At 61.5% G+C, this 22,805-nt stretch carries 23 protein-coding genes and 1 pseudogene; 6 read left to right on the top strand and 18 right to left on the bottom strand.

Annotation, left to right across the window (positions count from 1 at the left end):
• Window positions 1-130 precede the first annotated feature (130 nt).
• Both BFP90_RS03575 and BFP90_RS27035 read left to right on the top strand, forming a co-directional pair.
• A complete protein-coding gene (locus tag BFP90_RS03575; RefSeq protein WP_065895963.1) occupies window positions 131-382 on the top strand; it encodes a DUF6124 family protein in 252 nt (83 codons plus the stop codon).
• A 275-nt stretch (window positions 383-657) separates the two neighbouring features.
• A pseudogene (locus tag BFP90_RS27035) lies at window positions 658-861 on the top strand (transaldolase family protein); the annotation flags it as partial.
• 71 nt (window positions 862-932) lie between these two features.
• On the opposite strand, the gene aqpZ reads toward BFP90_RS27035, so the two are convergent.
• From aqpZ to BFP90_RS03560, 3 genes are all read right to left on the bottom strand, one after another.
• Window positions 933-1,637: an aquaporin Z gene (gene aqpZ, locus BFP90_RS03570; RefSeq protein WP_065895962.1), complete on the bottom strand. Its 705-nt coding sequence runs from the start codon at window positions 1,635-1,637 to the stop codon at window positions 933-935.
• 294 nt (window positions 1,638-1,931) lie between these two features.
• Window positions 1,932-3,116 carry a sugar transporter gene (locus tag BFP90_RS03565; RefSeq protein WP_065892836.1) on the bottom strand — a complete coding sequence of 395 codons (1,185 nt, stop codon included), beginning with the start codon at window positions 3,114-3,116 and terminating at the stop codon, window positions 1,932-1,934.
• Between the two features lie 172 nt (window positions 3,117-3,288).
• Complete coding sequence (locus tag BFP90_RS03560) at window positions 3,289-4,287, bottom strand: bile acid:sodium symporter family protein (RefSeq protein ID WP_065885021.1); 999 nt, start codon at window positions 4,285-4,287, stop codon at window positions 3,289-3,291.
• An 84-nt stretch (window positions 4,288-4,371) separates the two neighbouring features.
• Here BFP90_RS03560 and BFP90_RS03555 point away from each other — a divergent pair, with 84 nt between their 5' ends.
• Together BFP90_RS03555 and BFP90_RS03550 are read left to right on the top strand one after the other, a co-directional pair.
• Window positions 4,372-5,160 carry an AraC family transcriptional regulator gene (locus BFP90_RS03555; protein ID WP_065892835.1) on the top strand — a complete coding sequence of 263 codons (789 nt, stop codon included), beginning with the start codon at window positions 4,372-4,374 and terminating at the stop codon, window positions 5,158-5,160.
• A 97-nt stretch (window positions 5,161-5,257) separates the two neighbouring features.
• Window positions 5,258-5,689 carry a hypothetical protein gene (locus tag BFP90_RS03550; RefSeq protein WP_065892834.1) on the top strand — a complete coding sequence of 144 codons (432 nt, stop codon included), beginning with the start codon at window positions 5,258-5,260 and terminating at the stop codon, window positions 5,687-5,689.
• A 120-nt stretch (window positions 5,690-5,809) separates the two neighbouring features.
• On the opposite strand, the gene BFP90_RS03545 is transcribed toward BFP90_RS03550, so the two are convergent.
• From BFP90_RS03545 to BFP90_RS03495, 11 genes are all read right to left on the bottom strand, one after another.
• Window positions 5,810-7,054: a zinc-dependent alcohol dehydrogenase gene (locus tag BFP90_RS03545; RefSeq protein WP_065895961.1), complete on the bottom strand. Its 1,245-nt coding sequence runs from the start codon at window positions 7,052-7,054 to the stop codon at window positions 5,810-5,812.
• Window positions 7,055-7,147: 93 nt separating this feature from the next.
• Window positions 7,148-8,092, bottom strand: coding sequence for a methyltransferase (locus BFP90_RS03540; RefSeq protein WP_065895960.1), 945 nt, complete (start codon window positions 8,090-8,092; stop codon window positions 7,148-7,150).
• Between the two features lie 12 nt (window positions 8,093-8,104).
• Window positions 8,105-9,484: an iron-containing redox enzyme family protein gene (locus BFP90_RS03535; protein ID WP_065895959.1), complete on the bottom strand. Its 1,380-nt coding sequence runs from the start codon at window positions 9,482-9,484 to the stop codon at window positions 8,105-8,107.
• A gap of 198 nt (window positions 9,485-9,682) precedes the next feature.
• Window positions 9,683-9,958: a type II toxin-antitoxin system RelE/ParE family toxin gene (locus BFP90_RS03530; RefSeq protein WP_065892830.1), complete on the bottom strand. Its 276-nt coding sequence runs from the start codon at window positions 9,956-9,958 to the stop codon at window positions 9,683-9,685.
• Window positions 9,958-10,152, bottom strand: coding sequence for a type II toxin-antitoxin system RelB family antitoxin (locus tag BFP90_RS03525; protein WP_065892829.1), 195 nt, complete (start codon window positions 10,150-10,152; stop codon window positions 9,958-9,960). The genes BFP90_RS03530 and BFP90_RS03525 overlap by 1 nt, the downstream gene beginning before the upstream one ends.
• 157 nt (window positions 10,153-10,309) lie before the next feature.
• The gene (locus BFP90_RS03520) at window positions 10,310-12,052 is read right to left on the bottom strand and encodes an ABC transporter substrate-binding protein (RefSeq protein ID WP_065885013.1); all 1,743 of its coding nucleotides are present in this window, start codon (window positions 12,050-12,052) and stop codon (window positions 10,310-10,312) included.
• A gap of 161 nt (window positions 12,053-12,213) precedes the next feature.
• Window positions 12,214-12,486, bottom strand: coding sequence for a DUF2160 domain-containing protein (locus BFP90_RS03515; protein WP_003232363.1), 273 nt, complete (start codon window positions 12,484-12,486; stop codon window positions 12,214-12,216).
• An 11-nt stretch (window positions 12,487-12,497) separates the two neighbouring features.
• Window positions 12,498-13,298 (bottom strand): carbohydrate ABC transporter permease, encoded by an 801-nt coding sequence (locus BFP90_RS03510; protein WP_003192012.1) that lies wholly within the window; start codon window positions 13,296-13,298, stop codon window positions 12,498-12,500.
• Between the two features lie 10 nt (window positions 13,299-13,308).
• The gene (locus BFP90_RS03505; protein ID WP_003174635.1) at window positions 13,309-14,175 is read right to left on the bottom strand and encodes a carbohydrate ABC transporter permease; all 867 of its coding nucleotides are present in this window, start codon (window positions 14,173-14,175) and stop codon (window positions 13,309-13,311) included.
• Complete coding sequence (locus BFP90_RS03500; protein ID WP_065892828.1) at window positions 14,172-15,269, bottom strand: ABC transporter ATP-binding protein; 1,098 nt, start codon at window positions 15,267-15,269, stop codon at window positions 14,172-14,174. Before BFP90_RS03500 ends, BFP90_RS03505 begins: the two co-directional genes overlap by 4 nt.
• Window positions 15,269-16,363, bottom strand: coding sequence for an ABC transporter ATP-binding protein (locus tag BFP90_RS03495; protein WP_065885009.1), 1,095 nt, complete (start codon window positions 16,361-16,363; stop codon window positions 15,269-15,271). The genes BFP90_RS03500 and BFP90_RS03495 overlap by 1 nt, the downstream gene beginning before the upstream one ends.
• Before the next feature lie 358 nt (window positions 16,364-16,721).
• Between BFP90_RS03495 and BFP90_RS03490 the strand changes: the two genes are divergently transcribed.
• Complete coding sequence (locus BFP90_RS03490) at window positions 16,722-18,539, top strand: sigma-54-dependent Fis family transcriptional regulator (protein ID WP_065895958.1); 1,818 nt, start codon at window positions 16,722-16,724, stop codon at window positions 18,537-18,539.
• A gap of 1 nt (window position 18,540) precedes the next feature.
• Here the strand turns inward: BFP90_RS03490 and BFP90_RS03485 are convergent, their stop codons facing one another.
• From BFP90_RS03485 to BFP90_RS03475, 3 genes are all read right to left on the bottom strand, one after another.
• Window positions 18,541-20,652 (bottom strand): TonB-dependent receptor family protein, encoded by a 2,112-nt coding sequence (locus BFP90_RS03485; protein WP_065895957.1) that lies wholly within the window; start codon window positions 20,650-20,652, stop codon window positions 18,541-18,543.
• Between the two features lie 155 nt (window positions 20,653-20,807).
• Window positions 20,808-21,089, bottom strand: a complete 282-nt coding sequence (locus BFP90_RS03480; RefSeq protein ID WP_065892826.1) for a hypothetical protein — start codon at window positions 21,087-21,089, stop codon at window positions 20,808-20,810.
• Between the two features lie 140 nt (window positions 21,090-21,229).
• A complete protein-coding gene (locus tag BFP90_RS03475; protein WP_065895956.1) occupies window positions 21,230-21,970 on the bottom strand; it encodes a hypothetical protein in 741 nt (246 codons plus the stop codon).
• A 233-nt stretch (window positions 21,971-22,203) separates the two neighbouring features.
• Here BFP90_RS03475 and BFP90_RS29030 point away from each other — a divergent pair, with 233 nt between their 5' ends.
• Window positions 22,204-22,338 carry a hypothetical protein gene (locus tag BFP90_RS29030; RefSeq protein WP_256095189.1) on the top strand — a complete coding sequence of 45 codons (135 nt, stop codon included), beginning with the start codon at window positions 22,204-22,206 and terminating at the stop codon, window positions 22,336-22,338.
• Between the two features lie 176 nt (window positions 22,339-22,514).
• Here BFP90_RS29030 and BFP90_RS03465 read toward each other — a convergent pair whose 3' ends face one another.
• Window positions 22,515-22,805, bottom strand: a complete 291-nt coding sequence (locus BFP90_RS03465; protein ID WP_065892823.1) for a hypothetical protein — start codon at window positions 22,803-22,805, stop codon at window positions 22,515-22,517.

Below are 22,805 nucleotides of genomic sequence, written 5' to 3'. Positions count from 1 at the left end.
GGCTGTACGCGGGCAGACTTCGGTCTGACTGGGTCCTACTCCCCGGTTTCCACCCCGCGTATGGCTGCCACCCAATCTGCCGTGTGGAAACGGCACCGGATGGCGCCCCAACCGAGTAGGAGCTATATCCATGAGCAAAATCGTCCCCGATCCACCCTATCCTGTTTTTGTTGCCCACGAAGACCTGAGCTTCGAAGACGCCATCGCCAACATTTCCTCGCTGCTACGCTGCGCCGCCACCACGGCCACCGAAACCGCCGAAGGCCTCAAAGGCACCCGGCGCGACATGGCCTGTTCGACCGCGCACTTGATCGACATGGCCCGCACCCTCGCCGACCGCGCACTGGATTGCCTGCAACCCGGCCCCGCCAGCACCCCATAACCCATGTGGGAGGGGGCTTGCCCCCGATGCGGTGGGCCAGCCAATTAATCCGTATCTGACCCACCGTCATCGGGAGCAAGCCCCATCCCACATTTGGCCTGTGTCGCCTGATCTTGAGCGACATGGCCCGCTCCCTCGCCGACCGCGCGCTGGATTGCCTGCAACCCGGCCCCGCCAGCAACCCATAACCCATGTGGGAGGGGGCTTGCCCCCGATGCGGTGGGTCAGCCAATTAATCCGTATCTGACCCACCGTCATCGGGGGCAAGCTTTCGGCTGCAAAAGCTGGATGAGGATAACGGCCCACTGCAACGCAAGCTGGCGCCAGGTGCCGACGGCGAAGCGCGCCAGACGTTGACTGAAGCGCAATTTCGCTGGGCCTCCAATGAGGATGCAATGGCCACCGAAAAGCTGGCCGAAGGGATTCGTCAGTTTGCCAGGGACCAGGAAAAGCTTGAGGCGGTACTGGCTGCGCTGTGAAGCAGCAAGATCAGAAGCAGTCAAAAAGTGCAGGAGGGAGCCCGCCCCCTCCTGCATTTGGCCAGCAGGCATCAGTTCGCCGGGCGATCATCCAACGCGCGCGCGGCCAACGCCCCCAGCACCCCACCGGCGATTGGCGCCAGCCAGAACAACCAGAGCTGTGACAGGTATTGCCCCCCGGCAAACAATGCCGGCCCGGTGCTTCGCGCGGGGTTGACCGACGTGTTGGTCACCGGGATCAGCACCAGGTGGATCAGGGTCAATGCCAGGCCGATGGCGATAGGCGCAAATCCGGCCACCGCGCCCGGCGCCGTGACGCGCATGATGATCAACACAAAAAAGAACGTGGCAATCAGCTCGGCCAGGGCGGCGGCCTTCATGTCGAAGTGGCCGGGACTCAACGGTCCATAGCCGTTGGCGGCGAATCCACCCGGCTCGAAACCGGGCTGGCCTTTGGCGATCAAGTACAGCGCCGCGGCAGCCACAATGGCCCCGCTGACCTGTGCCGCGATGTAAGGCAGCACATCAGCACCGCGCACGCGACGCCCGGCCCACAGACCAATAGTCACCGCCGGATTGAAATGCCCACCGCTGATACCGCCCACCGCATAGGCCATGGTCAATACCGTCAGACCAAATGCCAGCGACACCCCGGCAAAACCAATGCCCAACTGTGGAAACGCCGCCGCCAGAATGGCACTGCCACACCCGCAGAAAGTCAGCCAGAAGGTCCCCATAAGCTCTGCGATCAAACGCTTTTGCACAATCGACTCCATTGCTGTTCATGCCGTCACCACGGGAGGTGGGCGGTCCCGCGAGACGGTAGCAATGGGCATTGATGGCTCCTGTAGGAATTGTCCGGTTTTAGTCAGGCGCCGGATCAGCGATGTCCGGTGTCTGGGCAAACTATCCAAATCTGTAGCACCGGTGGATACGCTGTTGGTTTTGTGTGGGAGGGGCTTGCCCGACTAGGGAGAGTCAGCAAGTGCATCAGTGACTGACACACCGCCATCGGGGGCAAGCCCCCTCCCACATTTGGACCCAGGTGTATCAGATGGATAACCGTCGATTCAGCCCTGCACCACCCCCGTCCCAAACCGCCGAATCGCCAGGCAATACCCCACCAGCGCCAGCCCCGCCAGCAACCCGCCCGCCGCGCCGATCCAGGCGAAGCCGAAGTGGCTGCCGACCCAACTGCCCATCAACGCACCGCCGCCGATGCCGATGTTGTAGATGCCGGAAAACATCGCCATGGCCACGTCGGTGGCGTCGGGTGCCAGCACCAGCACTTTGGACTGCATCGCCAGGCCGAAGCCCATGATCGCCATGCCCCAGAACACACTCAGGCCCACCAGATAGGACTCGGCGCCGCTCAACGGCAACATCAGTGCCAGGCAGGCCGCAAGCAGGAACACGCTGCTGACCACGAAGACGTGCGGGTTGAAGCGATGCACCAGGCTGAACAGCAGCGAGCCGATGATGCCGGCGCCGCCGAACACCAGCAGGATCAGGGTGACCGCACTGCCACCCAGGCCGGCAACGCCTTCGACGAAGGGTTCGATGTAGCTGTAGGCGGTGAACTGGGCGGTGACGGTCATCGCAGTGAGCACGTAGAGCGCCACCAGTGCCGGGCGCTTGAACAGCAGCGGCAGGCTGCGCAGGGAGCCGGAGTTCTGGCTCGGCAACGGCGGCAAGGTGCGCCACAGCCAGAACACCAGCGCGGCGGCGAACGCGGCAATCACCAGGAAGGTGGTGCGCCAGCCCATGGCCTCGCCCAGCAGGCGGCCCAGGGGAATACCGAGCACCATCGCCAGGGACGTACCGGTGGCGAGCAGGCCCAGGGCCTGCACTTGCTTGCCCTGGGGTGCCAGGCGCACCGCCAGGGAGGCGGTGATCGACCAGAACAGCGCATGGGCCAGGGCGATGCCGATCCGGCTGACCATCAAGAGGCCGAAACTGGTGGCCACGCTGGACAGGATATGACTGACGATAAACAGGCCGAACAGCACGATAAGCAATTTGCGCCGTTCGACGTTACGCGTGAGCAGCATCACCGGCAGCGACGTCAGCGACACGATCCACGCATAGATAGTAAGCATCAGGCCGACGCTGGCCACGGGCATGTCAAAGCTGGCGCCGATGGCGCTGAGCAGGCCGACCGGCACGAATTCGGTGGTATTGAACACGAAGGCGGCCAACGCCAGGGCGATGACCGGTTGCCAATTGGCTTGGGGGGTTGCGGCTGAAAGGCTCATTGCGGGGCGAGGTACTCTGGCAGTGATCAAACGGCCGCGCAGGACACGCGGGGCCGTTGAGCATTCTATAGGTTTCTCGCGGCGCTGTTGGCCCTGATCCTGCCCGGTTATCGCATGACGGGTCAGCGCGGCTGCCTGAACGCCGGGTTGAATCGGCCTGATCAGCCCCGGCTCACGGATCCACCTGCGTCATCAACTCGGGAATGCTTTCCGGGCGCCTGGCATAGCGCTGGGCCAAGGCCGCGCACACCATCAACTGGATCTGATGAAACAGCATCAGCGGCAGGATCAGCACACCCATGCTCGCCCCGGCGAACAACACCTGGGCCATCGGCACGCCGGTGGCCAGGCTTTTCTTCGAGCCGCAGAACAGGATGGTGATGCGGTCTTCCTGGCTGAAGCCGAACGCCTTGCCCAGCAGCGCGGAGGCCACCAGCACCAGCGCCAGCAACACGCAGCACGCCAGCACCAGGCCGCCCAGCTCCCACAGCGGAATCTGGTGCCAGATGCCTTCGTTGACCGCCTCACTGAAAGCGCCGTAGACCACCAGCAGGATCGAGCCCTGGTCGACGAACTTGAGCCAGGACTTGTTGCGGCCAACCCAGTCACCGATCCAGCGCCGGGCGATCTGGCCGGCGACGAACGGCAGCAGTAACTGCACGCTGATCTTCAGGATCGCGTCGACGGTGGAGCCGCCATCACCGTGCACATTGAGCAGCAGGGTCACCAGCAAGGGCGTGAGAAAGATGCCGAACAGGCTCGAGGCCGCCGCGCTGCAGATGGCCGCCGGAATATTGCCGCGCGCCAGGGAGGTGAAGGCAATCGCCGATTGCACGGTGGCCGGCAGCGCGCAGAGGTAGAGCATGCCCATATACAGGTCGTTGCCGATCAGCGGCGACAGCAGCGGCTTGAGCGCCAGGCCCAGCAGCGGGAACAGCACGAAAGTCAGGCTGAACACCAGCAGATGCAAACGCCAGTGCCCCGCCCCGGCGACGATGGCCTGGCGCGACAGTTTGGCGCCGTGCAGGAAAAACAGCAGCGCGATAGCAAGGTTGGTGACCCAGCCGAAGGCCACGGCGGTCTGGCCGCTGGCCGGCAGCAGGGAGGCGAGGATCACCGTGGCGATCAGGGCCAGGGTGAAGTTATCGGGCAGGAAACGCGGACGGGTCATAATCAAATCTTCCAGGGGTTGCCAAGCGCATGGGGCGACTCTAACGTAACGTCCTATTACCGACTAACGCCAATGAGCCAGTAAATGCCGCCTAAAGGACAGCACAAAACCGTCCGACGCACGATTCCCGGGCTGTCCAGCCTGCCGCGAGCGGTGTATGGGCGCACCGAATCGTTGCCTGATCGTGCGCTGACGCGGCGGCACAGCCATCCGTGGGTGCAGTTGTCCTACGCCATTTCCGGGGTGCTGGAGATCCAGACCAGTGCCGGCCGCTTCGTCGCACCGCCCCAGCGTGCGGTGTGGATTCCGGCGGGCATGCCGCACCGCGTCTACAGCGCGCCCCACACCGAGATGCGCAGCCTGTACCTGGATTGCAGCGTCACGGCGTGGGCGGCCGGGCACTGTCACGTGCTGGAGGTGAGCAGCCTGTTGCGCGAGTTGATCCGCAGCTTCAGCGAACGGCCGGCGGACTATGCCGAAGATGGCCCCGATGGCCGCCTGGCCCAGGTGATACTCGACCAACTCGCCGCCGCGCCCCAGGTGGACTTGATGCTACCCCTGCCCCATGACGCCCGCTTGCGGCAGATCTACCGCAGCCTGCACCTGCATCCGGAGCAGCAGACCACCCTGGGGGATTGGAGCCGCAAGCTGGGGATCAGCGAAAAAACCCTCAGCCGCTTGTTTCTGAGTGACACCGGGCTGACCTTCCGCGCGTGGCGCCAGCGCCTGCGCCTGCTGAGCGCCCTGCCCGCCCTGGAGCAAGGCGAGCGGGTAACGGACGTGGCGCTGGGCTGTGGTTATGAATCGACGTCGGCGTTCATCAACGCGTTTCGCCAGCAATTCGACGCCACGCCGGGGGAGTTTTTCCGTTGAGGATTGGCCCGCCCACTGCAAAAAATCCCCAAACGCGCGCTCGGCTGGTATTGTGCCGCGCTTTGGAACACCGCTACCGACTTGCGAGGAATGGACGTTGAACACTGACGAAAAAATGACCGGGGACCTGTTCGAGGTCGATAAGCGCCTGTCACTCAAACCCGTGGTGGACTTCAACGCCTACCTGCGCGACGCGTTTGGCGACGGCCCCTGCACCTGCATACGCTGCACCGCCAGCGGTGGCGATGAAACCGGCTACGGCTTCCAGCACACGTTCAACTTCGACGGCAAGCCGATGCACCGTCGCTTTGCTTCGACAGCGGGCAGTGATGTGCTGATGGTGCTGAAAAAGGCCTGGTTGTCGTACACCAAGGCCGAGCTGCCGCTCAGTGGTGTGTTGGCGCTGGAGACGGTAAAGGAGTTTGTCGAGCCGCAGTTGCACAAGCGCGTGGCGCCACTGCTGTTGGCCAGTGGGTTGGTCAAGGATGTGGACGGCCAATTGCACATTCAGCCACAAGCATCGAATTGAACGCACTTCAAATGTGGGAGGGGGCTTGCCCCCGATGGCGGTGGGCCAGCTAAGCATTGCTTGCCTGACACACTGCTATCGGGGGCAAGCCCCCTCCCACATTGGTTTTGTATTCGCCGATTAAAAACCGGGGACGCCTTGCATGCGGAGCTCGGGAGACAGTTCTTCCAGCGGCTCGGTCAGCGGCCGTTCGCTCATCCCCGGCAGCAGAATAACCTTGCGGCATTCCTCCTCGGCTTTATCAAACAGTTCATAGCCCCGCGCGGCCTGTTCCAGAGACAGTCGATGGGTAACGATTGCCTCGGGATTCAAATGCCCGAGTTCAATGTGCTCAAGTAATTCCGGCAAGTAGCGCTGCACGTGGGTCTGGCCCATCTTGAAGGTCAGGCCCTTGTCGAACGCATCGCCAAACATGAAGCCATGGATAAAGCCGGCATACACCCCGGCCACGCTGACCACCCCGCCACGGCGCACGGCCGCGATGCACTGGCGCAGGGCCTTGCCGCTGCTGCCTTCGATCTTCAAGGTGGTGAGGATGGTTTCGGTGGTGCTGCCCTTGGCTTCAAAACCCACCGCATCCACCACGCCGTCGACGCCGCGCATGCCGGCGGTCTGGCGGATGATGGTGTCGGCCGGGTCGTCGTCCTCTTCAAAGTTGATCGGGATCACGCCATACATCTTTTGTGCGTAGGCCAGGCGATAGGGATGATCGTCGACCATGAAAATTTGCTCTGCACCGAGCATCTGCGCGCACGCCGCGCTGAGCAGACCCACGGGGCCGGCGCCATAGATCGCCACGCTTGCGCCTTTGCCGATACCGGCATTGGTCACCGCCTGCCAGGCCGTGGGCAGGATGTCGGAGAGAAACAACACCTTTTCATCCGCCAGCAACCCAGGCACCTTGAACGGCCCGGCATTGGCCTTGGGCACCCGCACCAGCTCCGCTTGGCCACCGGGGATGCCGCCGTACAGGCGGCTGTAGCCGAACAACGCGGCACCCGATGGGATCGCCTTTTTATTCAGGATTGCGCCACGCCCGTCGTTGGTGGTTTCGCAGGCGGCGTACTGCTGCAACTGACAGAAAAAACAGTCGCCACAGGCGATCACGAAGGGGATCACCACGCGGTCACCGCGCTGCACCGCCGTGACCGCCGGGCCGGTTTCTTCGACGATGCCCATGAACTCATGCCCGAAGATATCGCCGTGCTCCACCGTGGGGATCTTGCCCCGGTACAGGTGCAGGTCCGAGCCGCAGATCGCGGTGGCGGTGACGCGCAAGATGATGTCGTCGGGTTGCTCAATGATCGGGTCAGGGACGGTATCGACCTGGACTTTATGGGCGCCTTGGTAGGTCATCGCGCGCATGGGCTGCACTCCTGTGATAGGGACTTACTAGTTAAGGGCACGCCCCGCGCCGGGTGTTCCATCACCGTGTGGCGGTAAGCGATAAATGGTCGTTCAGCGCAGGCGCGTGACCGTGAGCGCCACCACGGCGATCCGCTCGACGCGCTCATACCCTGGCTTGTCGAGTTCTTCGCCGAAGACGTCCGGGTCCAGCTCACGGTAGGTCCAACCATAGGCATCGCTGGCCAGCAACGGCTTGACCGCGTCCAGGAACGGATCGCCGCCGGCCACCATCGCCACGCCGGTATACAGCAGCAGGCTACCGCCAACGGCCAGGCGCCCGAGGGATTCGCCGGCGATGCGCACCGACAACTGCTCGCCCAACGCACCACCGCCATGGCGATAGGCGCGCTGGCGGTCGTCATTCATGTACGGCGGGTTGGCGACGATCAGGTCGAATTCGCCTTCGACGCTGGTCAGCACGTCACTCTGGTAGACACTCACATTCGCGAGGCCCGCCAACTCGGCATTCACCGCAGTCAGGCGCAGGGCGCGCGGGTTGATGTCCACCGCGAGCACCTCGGCGTCATGCCGCGCATGGGCAACCACCAGCGCACCGACCCCCGCCCCGCAGCCAATGTCCACCGCACGCTTGAGCGGCTCGAAGCGCTGCTGCAAATGGGCTTCGATTACCTGGGCGAATCGATAGCTGTCAGGGCCGAAAAACACTGCGTCCGATTCCACGGTGGGATAAGGCGAATGGGCAAACAACAGGTCACCCAGGCTCGACCAGCGCACGCTGCTGCGCCACAGCGCGTCGTGTTTTTCAATCACTCCGGCCTGCTGCAGCTCTTCACGAAAGGCCTCGGGCAGCAGGTCGTTGTCGAACGGCATGGACCAGCCGAACACATCGCGCAGGTTCATCGCCAGCGGGGTCGACAAGCGCCGGAACACGCGCTCGTGGGTCAGTGGTGTCGGGGTGATAAAACGGTAACCGCTCTCCTTCAAGCCTCGGCCAAGGTTGAGCAGGGCACGATCAGCCAGTTGTTGTGCAGACATGGACAGATTTCCTTAGCGCAGACGCGCGCGCAGTTGGATAAAACGGCGGGTGGCATACAACCCGGCAGGGCTGCAGTGGCGCCGCGCCGACATCCACGGGATCAGCGCGCCCAGTTGCTGCTCATCGGGCAGGCTCCAGAGTGATTCGACGAGGGCCTGGGTATCCGGATCAGCCGGGCGGTGCTGTTCGCGGCTGAAACGGCTGCCGCGCCCCGGTCGTACCGGGGCCACACGCTGGGTGCCGATCCAGTCACCGGCGATCCAGTCATGCAGCATCTGTTTTTCATAGCCGCTGAACACCCCGAACATCGCCGCGCCCGCGCCTTCGATCAACTGCCAGAAGCGGCTCTCGGCGGGGTCCTGGTTGCGTTTGATCCAACCCTTTTCCTCCATCGCCCTGAGGAATTCCCCCATCTGCCCGGGCTTGGCCAGCCACTGATTGACTGTCTTGCCTTCGAAGCGGCAGTAGTCCGAATGCATATGCTGGCCAAAGCTGCGCTTGCGTTCGAGCATGGCCATCACTTCATCCTGCAGATCAAAGCCCTCGATGACCGCAGTGGTGCCTGGGCCAAGGTCATTGAGGCGATAGCCGGCGGCGACACGACGGTAGAAGTCTTCCCTGCCCTCCCCCAGCGGCAGCAGGTTGAGTACCGACTGCGCGGCTTTGCTGGCGTGGCCGCTGCTGGCGTTGTCGATGGTCACGTGAAGGGTGAAGTAATAGGGGTCGATGCCCAGCTCGCTCAGTTCGTAGGCAGTGATCAGCAGGTGCAGCGGCAACTGCTCATAGCCCAGGTTGTAGCCGATGATTTCCGGCAGGAACTCCTCGGCACACAGGCCCAGGGCCAGTTGCAATGCGCCTTGCAGATAGTGGCCGTCCTCGAGCCCCGCCTCGCTGTCGGCATCATGCTCGCTGAGCAGCTTGCGATAGATCACCACATGGTTCTGTGCGGCTTCGCCGTCGCCCAACTCTTCAAGGTAAGTGGTCAGCAGGCCGTCGAAGCGCTGATCCTGCCAATAGCGCAGCAGGCCGTAGAGCCACGCACCGTCGACCTGTTTGGTCGGGGCCACGCGTTGCAGCACATACAGCGCGTGCGCCTTGCTGTGGAAGTAGCGGCGCGGCCGGCCTTGCTGGCGTTGCTCCAGGTACTCGGCGTAGGCCTGGGCCACGGCGGCGCAGCGCTGTTCCACCCAGGCCGGCAACTGCTCGGGCACCTCCGGCAGGTCGCTGACGGTCGCTTCCACCTGCGCCAATTGATCCTGCAGGTAGTCACGCGCCACTTGCGTGGCATCCGCAGATTCACCATACAGCTGTTGGTAGACCCGTTGATGGCGGCCCTGGGCCGAGTCTGTGACAGAGGCCGGTTGGCCCGACAGCGCTGTGAGGAGTGTCATGGTGGCAGTTTCCGCAAAGTCCGTTACAACGGGCCAGCCTGCAAGGCGGCCCCGCAAAAGCGCTTGAACCACGCGCCTATAAAATGCAGAGCCTTGGGAGGTGCGGAAAATTCAAATGAGGTTGTTGAAGGGGGGATAAGCGGTCGTGATGCCTGGGTTAGTGGCTTTTCCTACCGATAAGATTTGAGGCGCAGAAAATCAGGGATACTCTTCCCGGGCGTGCAATACGCTGACGATCTCAATGCGCTCTGCGGTGACTCGGTAAACCAGCACGTAATTAGGGTGAACGACGATCTCGCGAGTCCCTGGAACTCGACCGTTCGGATACAAGTACGGATGTTCCGTCAGCGGTAACGGCGCACCTTCAAGGCGGGTTTTGAGGCGTCGGGCGGCGCCAGGGTTGTGGGCTGCGATAAAGGTCACGATATCAATCAGGTCGCTGATGGCTTCATCAAGCCAAACAACGGACAGCATCAGGCATTCGCCCTCTGTTTACGCTCCGCTTCCTGAATGATCGCTTCAACCCTCGCCATGACCTCATCATGCGCGACACCAGGGCCGGGACTGCTCAGGCTTTTTTCGACCTTTTTACGAAACCAGCGATCATGGCTACTCGCCTGTTCTTCGGTTTCAAACTCCGAAACAATTGGGGAAAGTGGAACACCCATCAGATGACCTCCTGTATGAATGCTCAGCAGTCTAGTCGCAACCCGGCATGCTGTCTCGGACCACCAGATGAAATGCAGGCCAGCTTATCCGAGCGGTGAAAATGTGGGAGGGGGCAAGCCCCCTCCCACATTTTTTACATCCTGGGTTGCTGCGTTGTTATTTACGCGCCGCCTCCCACTGTTTGAGCAGGTCGTTGTAGTTCACGGTCTCGCCTTTGGGCTTCTCGTTGGCCAGTTTCGGTTTTGGCGCGCCCGGCTGGTCGAACCAGTATTGCGCGTCACGCTCGGGGTTCATTTTCGGGCCGCACACCGGTTGCACCTTGGAGCGTTCCAGGCGCGTCATGATCGCGTCCTGCTCCTTGGCCAGGTTGTCCAGCGCCTGTTGCGGGGTTTTCTCGCCGCTGGCGGCGGCGGCGATGTTGCTCCACCACAGTTGCGCCAGACGTGGATAGTCCGGCACGTTGGTGCCGGTCGGCGACCACTCGGTGCGCGCCGGGCTGCGGTAGAACTCCACCAGACCGCCGAGTTTGGGGGCCATGTCGGTCATGGCCTGGGAGTTGATATCGGACTCACGAATCGGCGTGAGACCGACGATGGTTTTCTTCAAGGACACGGTTTTGGAGGTGACGAACTGCGCGTAGAGCCAGGCCGCGAGTTTCTGTTTCTCCGGCGTGGACTTGAGGAAGGTCCAGGAACCCACGTCCTGATAGCCCTTCTTCATGCCCTTCTCCCAGTACGGCCCGACCGGCGACGGCGCCATGCGCCATTTCGGCGTGCCGTCGGCGTTCACCACCGGCAGGCCCGGCTTGACCATGTCGGCAGTAAACGCGGTGTACCAGAAGATCTGCTGGGCGATGTTGCCCTGGGACGGCACCGGGCCGGATTCGGAGAAGGTCATGCCCGCCGCTTCCGGTGGCGCATAGGCCTTCATCCAGTCCACATATTTCTGCGTGGCGAACACCGCCGCCGGGCCGTTGGTGTCGCCGCCGCGGGTCACGCTGGAACCCACCGGGTGGCAGTCCTCCACGCGAATGCCCCACTCGTCCACCGGCAGGCCGTTGGGCAGTCCCTTGTCGCCGCCACCGGCCATGGAGAACCAGGCATCGGTGAAACGCCAGCCCAGGGACGGGTCTTTCTTGCCGTAGTCCATGTGCCCATAGACGCGCTTGCCGTCGATCTCCTTGACGTCTTCGCTGAAGAATTTGGCGATGTCTTCATAGGCGGACCAATTCACCGGCACGCCGAGCTCGTAGCCGTATTTTTCCTTGAACTTGGCTTTCAGCTCCGGGCGCTCGAACCAGTCGGCGCGAAACCAGTAAAGGTTGGCGAACTGCTGGTCGGGCAGCTGGTAAATCTTGCCGTCCGGCGCAGTGGTGAAAGACAGGCCAATGAAGTCCTTGAGGTCCAGGGTTGGCGAGGTAAAGTCCTTGCCTTCGTTGGCCATCAGGTCGGTGATGGATTCGGTCTTGCCGTAGCGAAAGTGCGTGCCGATCAGGTCCGAGTCGTTGACCCAGCCGTCATAGATATTCTTGTCCGATTGCATCTGGGTTTGCAGCTTCTCCACCACGTCGCCTTCCTGCAGCAGGTCGTGGGTCAGCTTGATCCCGGTGATTTCGCTGAAGGCCTTGGCCAGCACCTTGGATTCATATTCGTGGGTGGTGAGGGTTTCCGACACCACGTTGATCTTCATCCCACGGAAGGGTTCGGCGGCCTTGATAAACCACTTCAATTCCTCAAGCTGCTGGGCTTCGGTGAGCGTGGACGGTTTGAACTCGCTGCCGATCCATTTTTTCGCCGCATCTTCATACGCATCCGCCCAGGCCGAAGCGCTCAAACCACTGAGGGCCAGTACGGCGGCCAATGAAATGCTATGTCGCAGCTTATTGTTTTTATTCAACATAGAGACCTCCAGGTTAATTTCACACGGGACTCGCAGACACCCCTCTCTTGCAGGAGCGAGCTTGCTCGCGAAAAACTCACAAACACCGCGGGCTACCAGGAGCACTGCGTTATCGTTGACGATTTTCGCGAGCAAGCTCGCTCCTACAGGGTGGTGCCTACCTAGCCCCAACGCATCACACTCAACAGCCATACCAGGGAGAGCGCGGACGCCACCCAGATGCTCCAGTCGGTAACGCCGATGACCAGCAAATGCAGGTAGGCGCTGCCGAGAAGACCGATAAACAAGCGATCACCACGGGTGGTGCTGATCGGCAGAAAACCGCGCCGAGGGATACTCGGCGAGCGCAACTCCCAGGTGGTCATGCCTGCCAGAATCAGCGCGATGCCGCCAAAGAACAGCGCCGTGGGGGTGGTCCAGGCCATCCATTCCATCATTGATTCCTCTAGACCCGGCCCAGGGCGAAGCCCTTGGCCACGTGGTTACGAACAAACCAAATCACCAGCATGCCCGGCAGGATGGTCAACACCCCCGCCGCCGCCAGCACGCCCCAATCGATACCCGAGGCCGACACCGTGCGGGTCATCACCGCCGCGATGGGCTTGGCATTGACCGAGGTCAGCGTGCGCGCCAGCAACAGTTCGACCCAGGAAAACATGAAGCAGAAAAACGCCGTCACACCGATGCCGGAGCCGATCAGCGGGATGAAAATCTTCACGAAGAACTTGGGAAACGAGTAGCCATCGATGTAGGCGGTTTCGTCGATTTCCTTGGGCACGCCGGACATGAAACCCTCAAGAATCCACACCGCCAGCGGCACGTTGAACAAACAATGCGCCAGCGCCACTGCGATATGGGTATCGAACAGGCCGATGGACGAATACAGCTGGAAAAACGGCAGCAAAAATACCGCCGGCGGCGCCATGCGGTTGGTCAACAGCCAGAAGAACAGGTGCTTGTCGCCGAGGAAACGGTAGCGCGAAAACGCGTAGGCTGCCGGCAACGCCACGCTCAGGGAGATCACCGTGTTCAGGCTCACGTAGTACAGCGAGTTGAGGTAGCCGGTGTACCAGCTGGGGTCGGTGAAGATCACCTTGTAGTTGGCCAGGGTGAAATCCTGCGGAAACAGGGTCAGCCCGCCGAGGATTTCGGTGTTGCTCTTGAAGGACATGTTCAGCAGCCAGTAGATCGGCACCAGCAGGAACAGGATGTAAACCAGTAGCGGAATAAGTTTGCGCTTGCTCATGTTGGCGGCCTCAGCGGTTGGCGTCGGAGTGGGTCATGGCGGTGTAGAACAGCCAGGACACCAACAGGATGATCAGGAAGTACACCAGGGAAAACGCCGCCGCCGGGCCGAGATCGAATTGGCCCACGGCCATCTGGGTCAAGGTCTGACTCAGGAACGTGGTGGCATTACCCGGCCCGCCACCGGTGAGTACGAACGGCTCGGTGTAGATCATGAAGCTGTCCATGAAGCGCAGCATCACCGCAATCAACAGCACGCTTTTCATCTTCGGCAGCTGGATATGTCGGAACACCGCCCAGGCCGATGCGCGATCGATGCGCGCCGCCTGGTAGTACACGTCCGGAATTGCGCGCAGCCCCGAGTAGCACAGCAGCGCCACCAGGGATGTCCAGTGCCACACATCCATCACCAGCACGGTGACCCAGGCGTCCGCCGTGTTGGCCGCGTAGTTGTAGCTGATGCCCAGGGCATTGAGGCTGTAACCGAGCAGGCCGATATCGGCGCGCCCGAAGATCTGCCAGATGGTGCCGACCACGTTCCACGGGATCAGCAAGGGGATCGCCAGCACGATCAGCACCAGCGACGACCAGCGCCCCTTGGTCGGCATGGTCAGGGCGATGGCGATGCCCAGGGGGATTTCGATCAGCAGCACACAGGCCGAGTAGATGAACTGGCGCAGCAGCGAGTCATGCAGGCGTGGGTCGAGCAGCACTTGTTTGTACCAGTCGGCGCCGACGAAGTAGCGGCTGGACTGGTCAAAAATATCCTGCACCGAGTAGTTGACCACGGTCATCATCGGGATCACGGCACTGAACGCCACCAGCAGGAACACCGGCAGCACCAGCCACCAGGCCTTGTTGTTCTGCACCTTGTTCATGGCAGCACCTCCAGCAGGTAATCATCGGCGTAGAGCATCAGCCATTGCGCCGGGAAGCTGATGCAGGCGCGGCCTTCGGGCACTGGTTTGTCTTCGGCCAGGCGCACTTTGAGCGTGGCGCCGTCGAGGTTGAGGGTCATGATCTTGTAGGTGCCCAGGTCTTCCACGTGGGTGACGTCGGCCTGCAGCGCGTCAGGGTTGGGCTCGTCCCACACGTGGATGAACTCCGGACGAATACCCACCTGCAGTTTTTTGTAATCGGTGGCCTCGAGACGTCGCTGCAAGGCTTCGGACAGTGGCAGGTGGGTGCCGGCAAAGCGCACTCCGCCCGCCTCGGCCTGCACTTGAATCAGATTCATCCCGGGGCTGCCGATGAAATAGCCGACAAAGGTGTGACTGGGGCGCTCGAACAATTCGCGCGGCGTGCCGAACTGCACGATCTGCCCGCCGTACATCACCGCGATCTTGTCGGCGAAGGTAGAGGCTTCCAACTGGTCGTGGGTGACGTAGACCATGGTGATATTGAACTGCTCGTGGATCTGCTTGAGCTTGCGCCGCAGTTTCCACTTCAGGTGCGGGTCGATCACCGTCAGCGGCTCATCGAACAGGATCGCCGAGACGTCGTCGCGCACCAGGCCACGGCCCATGGAGACTTTCTGTTTTTCGTCAGCGGTCAGGTTGCGGGCTTTTTTGCTCAGCAGGTTCTGCAGGTCGAGGACCTCGGCGATTTCCTGCACCTTGCTGTGAATTTTCGCCTCGGCCATGCCTTGGTTGCGCAGCGGAAACGCCAGGTTGTCGAACACCGTCATGGTGTCGTACACCACCGGGAACTGGAACACCTGGGCGATGTTGCGCTTCTCCGGGGTGAGGTCGTTGACCACCTGGGTGTCGAACAACACCTGGCCCTCGGACGGGCTGAGCAGGCCGGAGATGATATTTAGCAGGGTCGACTTGCCGCAGCCCGACGGCCCGAGCAAGGCGTAGGCACCGCCCTGCTCCCACACGTGATTCATTTCCCGAATGGCGTAGTCTTCCGGCCCATTCGGCGTCGGACTGTAGCTGTGCGCCAGGTTGCGCAAATGGATCTCGGCCATCAGGCAACCCTCGCAATACGGCGCCCGGGGGCCTGGACCAAACGACCCTGACCATCGAACACAAACAGTTTATGGGTGGGGATATACACGCGGATCGGCGCGTCGACGTCGTACTCATGCACCCCAGGCAAGTGCAGCACCAGCAGGAAATGTTCGCTGCGCACGTGCAGGAAGGTTTCCGAACCGCTGATTTCGGCGACCTCCACGGTCACCGCCAGTTCCAGGTCATCGTCGTTGCTGGGTACCAGGCTGATATGGCTGGGACGCACGCCGAAACGGAACTCGCCTTCGCCGATGGGACGCAGGTCGACATTCAGCGGAAAGTGCACGAAGTTGGCGAAGCTCACTTCATTGCCACTGATGCGCCCCGGCATCAGGTTGATCGGCGGCTCGGAGAACAGCTCGGCCGCCAGCACGGTCTGCGGCTGGTGATAGACCTCGGCGGCCTTGCCGCTCTGGATCACCCGGCCCTCGTGAAGAATGGTGGTGGTACCGCCCAGCGCCAGGGCTTCGTTGGGTTCGGTGGTGGCGTAAATGGCGATGGTGTGGCGCGCCTTGAACAGCTCGCGCATTTCCTGGCGCAGTTCTTCGCGCAACTTGTAGTCCAGGTTGACCAGAGGCTCATCGAACAGGATCAACTCGGCGTCCTTGACCAGGGCCCGGGCCATGGCCGTACGCTGCTGCTGGCCGCCGGACAGTTCCAGCGGGTGGCGTTGCAGGAATTTCTCGATACGCAGCATCCGCGCCGTTTCCAGCACCTTGCTCTGGATCAGCTCATTGGACACACCAGCCTGGCGCAAGGGCGAGGCGATGTTTTCGAACACGGTCATGGTCGGGTAGTTGATGAACTGCTGATAGACCATTGACACGTTGCGTAGGCGTACCGGCTTTTGCGTGACATCCACACCGTTCATCAGGATGCGGCCGCTGTCGGGCTTGTCCAGCCCGGCCATCAGGCGCATCAGACTGGTCTTGCCGGACAGGGTGCGACCGAGCAATACGTTGAAGGAACCGGGCTCGAAACGCAGGGTGGCGTCGTCGATCCAGGTTTGACCTTCGACAACGCGGGAGACATGTTCCAGGGTCAATGACATGACACGACCTTTTTATTATTGGAATGAATCTGGCCAGTTGTCAGAGCGAGTTTCGTGCCAAGGATGGCAGGTGATTGATTCACAAGGGAATGGGCTCAGAGGCATGTTCAAGCGTGAATAAAATGAACAGTTCAGGCTGAACAATTGAACAGATTTGCAGTTGACAATGAACAGTTGTGAACAACACTTTATGGGCGATGAAGATTAAATGTGGGAGGGGGCTTGCCCCCGATGGCGGTACATCAGTAACGGAAGTGCTGACTGACACACCGCTATCGGGGGCAAGCCCCCTCCCACATGGGTCTGGTTACATCCGTTGGATTGTGTAAGCCCTATAACAATAAAAAGAAGGTCACCCATGGCCGAACCACTGGCTCACGACACCATCATCCAGGACTCCTGGCGCCGTTGCCGCGCGTTCGGACTGGATCACCAAAGCGTCCCCAGCTTCGATCAGTTGCCCGCCGAGGGCATTCGGCAGTTGCTGGAGAGCCAGCATTCACTGGTGCAGACCACCCACCAGGAGGTGCTGCCCTACTACGAAAACATCCTGAGCAATTCCAACTGCCTGATCATGCTCGCCGACAACCAGGGCCAGGTCCTGACGTCGTGGGGCACCCAGCGGTTTATCGAACCCGGGCTGGCCCGTGGTTTCAGCGCAGGCGCCAGCTGGATGGAGCGCGCCAGCGGCACCAATGCCATCGGCACCGCCCTGGCCTGCGCCCAGGCGGTGCATATCGAACACGACGAACACTTCCTCAAGGCCAATCGCTTCATGACCGGTTCGGCGGCGCCGATTTTCGACGCCCAACGCGAGATCATTGCGGTGCTGGATGTGTCCAGCGACAGCTACCTGCCGCCCTCCCACACCCTGGGCATGGTCAAGATGATGAGCCAGACCGTGGAGAACCGGCTGATCCTCAACCTGTTTCGCGGCGAGCATTTCCAGCTGACGTTCAACACCGGGCTGAGCAACCTCGACAGCCAGTGGGCGGGCCTGCTGATCTTCGATGAAAGCGGCCAGGTGCTGTCGGCCAACCGCCGCGCAGACAACCTGCTGGGCATCAGTTTGTCGCGGGTGATGATCGACAGCTTGTTCAAGGTATCGCTGCTGGAGTTGTTGAATCAGCCGCAGGGGCTGCCGTTTTCCCTGCAGGCGCCGGGACGCAATCGTTTCCAGTGCCTGCTCAAGCGGCCCAGGCAGACGCCGGTACAGGCGCGGCTGTTCAATCAGCCTGCGCCGTCGAAGCCGACCGCCGTCAGCCTCAACACCCTGCACTTTGGCGATGCGCGCGTGGAGAAAGCCGTGCGCCAGGCCGAGCGCCTGCTGGAAAAAGACATTCCGTTGTTGATCCACGGCGAAACCGGCGTGGGCAAAGAGGTGTTCGTCAAAGCCCTGCACCAGGCCAGCTCCCGCAGCCGCCAGGCATTGATCGCGGTGAACTGTGCGGCGATTCCGGCTGAGCTGGTGGAATCGGAACTGTTTGGCTATGAAAAAGGCGCGTTCACCGGCGCCAATCAAAAAGGCAGCATCGGCCTGATCCGCAAGGCCGACAAGGGCACCCTGTTTCTCGATGAAATCGGCGACATGCCGTTACCCACCCAGGCCCGCCTGCTGCGTGTGCTGCAGGAGCGGTGCGTGCAACCGGTGGGCAGCAGCGAGGTGTTCGCGGTGGACTTGCGCATCATCTCGGCGACCAACCGCGCGCTACGGGAGCTGGTACAAACCGGGCGCTTTCGTGAGGATTTGTACTACCGCATCGGCGGCCTGACCCTGGAGCTGCCGCCGTTGCGCGAGCGCAGCGACAAGCAGGCGCTGTTCCAGCAACTGTGGCAGCAACACCGCGAGCCCACCCAGTGGGCCGGGCTGAGTGCCGAGGTGCTCAAGCTGTTCGACCAGCACCCGTGGCCGGGCAATTTGCGGCAGGTGAGCAGTGTGTTGCAGGTGGCGTTGGCGATGGCCGAAGAACAGCCGATCCGCCCGGAACACCTGCCCGATGACTTTTTTACCGACTTGAAACAGGCGGCGCCGCTGTCCAGCCGCGAACGCCTGGATGACAACCTTGACCTCAACCAACGCCTGGCCGCCGCGGGCGGAAACATTTCCCACCTGGCACGGGAGCTGGGCGTGAGCCGAAATACCCTCTATAAGCGCCTGCGCCAGCACGAAGGTTGATTCAGCGCCAACGCCACGACACGCCGGTGTAAACACCACGCCCGTCGGCGGGTGTGGAACGGGCTACGTCCATGCCTTTGTCGTCGTAACCCGGCGTCACGGTGTTGGCATAACGCCGGTTGGTCAGGTTGCGCAGATCGACCCAGGCTTGCCAGTCCTGCCTGGGCGCGTCATAGCCGAACGTGGCGCCAAGGGTGGTGTAGGCTGCCGCGTAATAGGAGTTGGCGTAGTCCACCGCCACCCGCGAGGCATGCTCGGTGTTGAGGCTGGTGTAGAAACCGCTCGGGTGGCTGTAGCGCAGTTGCGCCTGGTAATAGTGCCTGGGGATGCCGGGCAAGGTGTTGTCGCCGAAACGATCATCATCGCGGTAGTGGAAGTCATTGAAGGTATAGGCCTGGCGCAGCGCAAGCTGGCCATTGCGGCCGCCGTCCCACAGCGGGCTGAGCAGGCTCAGTTCCACGCCTTGATGCACGGTGGGACTGGCATTGGCTTCGGCGACAATGGCACTGGCGGTCGAGGTCTGGGCCTGGGTTTCCACGGTCAACAGTTCGTGGCGCACTTCGGAGCGGTAGAGCGCCAGGTCCCATTGGCCAAGCCAGGCCTCGCCGCGCCCGCCAATTTCCAGGGTGGTGGCGGTCTGGTTCTTCAGGCTGACGCCTTCGCGTGCCAGCCCATTCGCAGGGCCAGCGTTGAAGTATTTATTGGAACCCCAGATCATCGACCAGGCGTGCGGCGGCTCGACCGAACGGCTCAGGTTGCCGTACACCTGCAATTGCGGGGTAAAGTCATAGCGCAGGCCGATGCGTGGCGCGTAGTCCCAATCGTGCTGACGCGTCGGTGCCTGGCCGTCCGGATAGGTGACCTGGGTTTCGCGGCGGGTATAAATCGCGGCCACGCCAGTGGTCAGCCACAGGTCGGGGACCAGCTCCAGCTCGTTGCCGATATGCAACACCGTGTCGGAGCCCAGGTAGGTGTAGTCACGGGTCTTGGTGCCGGGCGCGTAGCCCGCCGTGTTGCCGGCCGGGACGCGCACGTACTCCGAGGCGCCATTGTTGGGCATCGCCTGGGTGGTGCGCAGGCCGAGAGTGGTGGTGCTGTCATGGCCGAACAGGCTGTCCTGGCGGATGTAATTGAGCGTGCCACTGATGTCGGTGTAGGCGACTTTCAGGCGATTGGTGCCTTCGCGCAGGTCCATCGGGTAGTCGTGATAGGCCAGCCCGACCTCGACGCGGGACGTATCATCCAACTGCAACGTGGTCTTGTTGGCAAGCCAGGTGGAACCCGGTTGCAAGCGTTTGGAATCGCGGGCGGCGTTGAGGCTGTTGGCGGCGCGCGGGTCATGGCTGATCTGCTCGCGGGTGAGCTTGCCCGGCGTGTCATGGGTGGTTTCGCGGTAGCGCAGATAGAAGCGCGTTTCCAGGTTGGGGTTGAAGCGATAGCCGAAGTTGGCCGCGATGCCCTTGCCCGTCCCGGCACTTTGCTGCTGGTAACCGTCGGACTGCGAATCGGTGAGGCTGATGTAGTAATCGGCATCACCGAGCACCTGGCCGGAACTGATTTCGCGCTGGGCGTAACCCCGGCTGCCCGCCTCATAGCGCACTTGCAGTTTGGGCGCCTCATAACCGGTGCGGGTCACATAGTTGACGGCGCCGCCCAGGGCCAACGCGCCCTGATCGAAACCGTTGGCGCCGCGCAGCACTTGCACCCGGCTCTGCCATAACGGGTCCTTGAGTTCATAGGGCGTGCCGCCGGGGCCGGTCAGCGGCAGGCCGTCGAACATTTCATACAGCCCGGAGGCATGGGAACCCGGGCTGCGGTTCAAGCCCGAACCGCGAATGGATAACTTGACCCCTTCGTTATTCGCCGCCTTGGCGTACACCCCGGCCTGATACTTGAAGACATCCTCGTTGGTGCTCACCCGCCCCTGCTGCACGCTGTCCATGTCGATGAAGTTGGTACCGCCGGGCACGCTGTTGAGCTGTGCCTGGGCGATCTCGCCGGCGCTGGCTTCGGACGCCGTGACTTCGACCGGCGCCAACTGCAGGTCTTCGGCCTGTACCAGTGAACTGAGGGTCAGGGCGGCGAACAGCAGCGGGGGTTGGCGCAACAGCATGGGCAGGTCCTTGAAATACGGGAGCGTGCACGGCAATGCCGGCACGCGAGCAGTCATGGGAAGGCTCCCACACCCGCCAAGTCACGCGCGATTCAAGTCACGGACTTTTCCCACAACCGTATCGGACCAGGATTATGTAAATGAAAACCCAGTGATCAATCGCTGCCCCGCTTGCCCGACCACTCCAGCGTCTGCATCAGATCGTCAGCGTCGGAGCCGACGGGAAACCTGAAACCGTACATCTCATCGGTGGCCAATATGTCGGCCAGCGTGTCGCATAGCTGCGCCTCCGTCGGCGCATCGCGCAGCAGTTTGTGCGCGGGTATCAGCACCTCCGAAGCGACCCCTTGAACACTCGCGGCGTCGATGACGGCAAACAGGATAAATCGCAGGCGGATTTCGCGATCAGTAGGCCAAACCGTTTTTCGCTTACCCAAGGTAGGCCCTCATGTTTAAGAAAAGTCCGAGGCTAGGGCCGACCGGGGGCAGGTTTCAAGCGGTCGAGGGCAGGATAGGCAACTTCCTACAGAGGAAAGGGACGCACCGTACCAATTAATCGTTCGTTGGCGCCGGCGTGTCACTGCACAGGCAAGAAATTCATCAGCAGCAGACTTTGCGCGTAGTTGAGGCCAATGCGTCGGTAGCGCTCATCGAGTATCTGGGTCAGCAGGTCGAGGCGCGCGACAATCTTGCCGAACTCGACGGCGAAACTGAGGTTGCTGCCCTCCTCCGAAATCTCATTGGAAAACAGCAGCAACACGCCATTGGCATCCTGGCGCTGGCCGAGCAGCCAGGTGGCTTTTTCGATATTACGTGCGGCATTGCTGACGAACTGCGGGTTGATGGAGTCGGTCACGTAAAACTGCGTGCGCCCACCGTGGGCGGTCACCAGCATGCTGCCGATCGCGTAGATAAACGCCCCCACCCGATCACCACGAAACTCCGGGCTCAAGGAATAACTCAGGGCCGCCAGGTCACGACGCTCCCCCAGCGCTGGCAATGGCTGACGGTTCTCGATCGCCTGACGAATAGTCCGCGCAGCGGTCACCGCATCCGGGTAACCGGACTGGCGCCACTGGCTGGGGTTGCGCAGGTACAGCTTGCTCATCAGCAGATAAAGGCTTTGCAGGTTGTCGCGCATGCCCAGGGTGGCCATGCGATCCACGCTGGTTTGAAAAAACTCATCGGGCTTGCCATCGCTGAACTGCCTGGCGATGTCACGCCCCTGTTGCTGGCTGCAGCCAGTGGTACACAACATTAACAGCGCAGCCAGCAACAGCGGCCAGCGGGTGATAAAAGCAATTGACGTTCGATCCATCGGCACCGGGTCTATGGCTGTTGGCCACCCGCAGGAATCGGGTGGCTGGGACAGAGGTAGATCAGGAGAATGGAAAAAAGTGCAGCCCCACGGGTTCAGATAAGCAATGGACTACAGGGCGTTGCGACGATGGCTTGCAGAGCGCATCAATCGCCGCTGTAGAAAATTTGAATTAGCGAGTTGCCCTCTCGGTCAAGAATTATGAACGCAGTCAATCTGACGAGGTAAGCGAAATGACTATCCAGGCAGAAACACTCGTACAACTGACCCAAGCCCTGAAAGAGCGTGGCCTGAATCTGGTGTCCGACGTGCACTTCACCCGCGCGCCCTATCGGCACAATCACCGCTGGATCTGCACGGTGGAGTGATGAGTCAAGACACCCGCTACGCTCCTCACGCAACAAGCGCCCATACGCGGGCATGCATCTGTTCAGTCGCACCATTAAAAGAGCCCCCACGCCTATTAAGGTGTGGAGGCTCATTGCCGATGTGTTCACCCTACGATGCGGGTAACGCGCTTTAAAAAAACACTCGATACCTTAACTTACAGATTGGTGCACTGCCCTGTAGTCTTGCTCCGCCAAGACTTACCGCCGGACAACTTACAGTTATGTGCATCTTTATTGTTCAGGATCTTTCCAGAGCAATTCTTGGCCGACCAACATTGATTGCGGTCAGCCTCAACATCTTTTTGCTCCTGTTCTTGTGCCGTCTGTATCAGCGGTGGCTTATCGTTGGAAAACAAGGTTTCAGTATTGGACTTCTGTGTATCAGCAAAGACCATGCCTTGACATACAAACGCAATACTCATCAGTAAGACGCTGGAAATTTTCAT

Origin of the sequence: Pseudomonas sp. 24 E 13 (assembly GCF_900004715.1) — a bacterium.
GTDB lineage: Bacteria > Pseudomonadota > Gammaproteobacteria > Pseudomonadales > Pseudomonadaceae > Aquipseudomonas > Aquipseudomonas orientalis_A.
Note: the sequence above shows the minus strand (reverse complement) of the source record. Positions and strands in the feature narration are given on the sequence as shown.

What these genes read in the sequence shown, in the direction of transcription:
- BFP90_RS03485 (WP_065895957.1), bottom strand. Translation starts at nt 20,652, where the DNA reads ATGCTGTTGCGCCAACCCCCGCTGCTGTTCGCCGCCCTGACCCTCAGT.
- BFP90_RS03555 (WP_065892835.1), top strand. Translation starts at nt 4,372, where the DNA reads ATGCCGCCTAAAGGACAGCACAAAACCGTCCGACGCACGATTCCCGGG.
- BFP90_RS03495 (WP_065885009.1), bottom strand. Translation starts at nt 16,363, where the DNA reads ATGTCATTGACCCTGGAACATGTCTCCCGCGTTGTCGAAGGTCAAACC.
- BFP90_RS03465 (WP_065892823.1), bottom strand. Translation starts at nt 22,805, where the DNA reads ATGAAAATTTCCAGCGTCTTACTGATGAGTATTGCGTTTGTATGTCAA.
- BFP90_RS03535 (WP_065895959.1), bottom strand. Translation starts at nt 9,484, where the DNA reads ATGACACTCCTCACAGCGCTGTCGGGCCAACCGGCCTCTGTCACAGAC.
- BFP90_RS29030 (WP_256095189.1), top strand. Translation starts at nt 22,204, where the DNA reads ATGACTATCCAGGCAGAAACACTCGTACAACTGACCCAAGCCCTGAAA.
- BFP90_RS03530 (WP_065892830.1), bottom strand. Translation starts at nt 9,958, where the DNA reads ATGCTGTCCGTTGTTTGGCTTGATGAAGCCATCAGCGACCTGATTGAT.
- BFP90_RS03510 (WP_003192012.1), bottom strand. Translation starts at nt 13,298, where the DNA reads ATGAGCAAGCGCAAACTTATTCCGCTACTGGTTTACATCCTGTTCCTG.
- BFP90_RS03575 (WP_065895963.1), top strand. Translation starts at nt 131, where the DNA reads ATGAGCAAAATCGTCCCCGATCCACCCTATCCTGTTTTTGTTGCCCAC.
- BFP90_RS03560 (WP_065885021.1), bottom strand. Translation starts at nt 4,287, where the DNA reads ATGACCCGTCCGCGTTTCCTGCCCGATAACTTCACCCTGGCCCTGATC.
- BFP90_RS03500 (WP_065892828.1), bottom strand. Translation starts at nt 15,269, where the DNA reads ATGGCCGAGATCCATTTGCGCAACCTGGCGCACAGCTACAGTCCGACG.
- BFP90_RS03505 (WP_003174635.1), bottom strand. Translation starts at nt 14,175, where the DNA reads ATGAACAAGGTGCAGAACAACAAGGCCTGGTGGCTGGTGCTGCCGGTG.
- BFP90_RS03490 (WP_065895958.1), top strand. Translation starts at nt 16,722, where the DNA reads ATGGCCGAACCACTGGCTCACGACACCATCATCCAGGACTCCTGGCGC.
- BFP90_RS03540 (WP_065895960.1), bottom strand. Translation starts at nt 8,092, where the DNA reads ATGTCTGCACAACAACTGGCTGATCGTGCCCTGCTCAACCTTGGCCGA.
- aqpZ (WP_065895962.1), bottom strand. Translation starts at nt 1,637, where the DNA reads ATGGAGTCGATTGTGCAAAAGCGTTTGATCGCAGAGCTTATGGGGACC.
- BFP90_RS03475 (WP_065895956.1), bottom strand. Translation starts at nt 21,970, where the DNA reads ATGGATCGAACGTCAATTGCTTTTATCACCCGCTGGCCGCTGTTGCTG.
- BFP90_RS03520 (WP_065885013.1), bottom strand. Translation starts at nt 12,052, where the DNA reads ATGTTGAATAAAAACAATAAGCTGCGACATAGCATTTCATTGGCCGCC.
- BFP90_RS03515 (WP_003232363.1), bottom strand. Translation starts at nt 12,486, where the DNA reads ATGGAATGGATGGCCTGGACCACCCCCACGGCGCTGTTCTTTGGCGGC.
- BFP90_RS03525 (WP_065892829.1), bottom strand. Translation starts at nt 10,152, where the DNA reads ATGGGTGTTCCACTTTCCCCAATTGTTTCGGAGTTTGAAACCGAAGAA.
- BFP90_RS03545 (WP_065895961.1), bottom strand. Translation starts at nt 7,054, where the DNA reads ATGCGCGCGATGACCTACCAAGGCGCCCATAAAGTCCAGGTCGATACC.
- BFP90_RS03565 (WP_065892836.1), bottom strand. Translation starts at nt 3,116, where the DNA reads ATGAGCCTTTCAGCCGCAACCCCCCAAGCCAATTGGCAACCGGTCATC.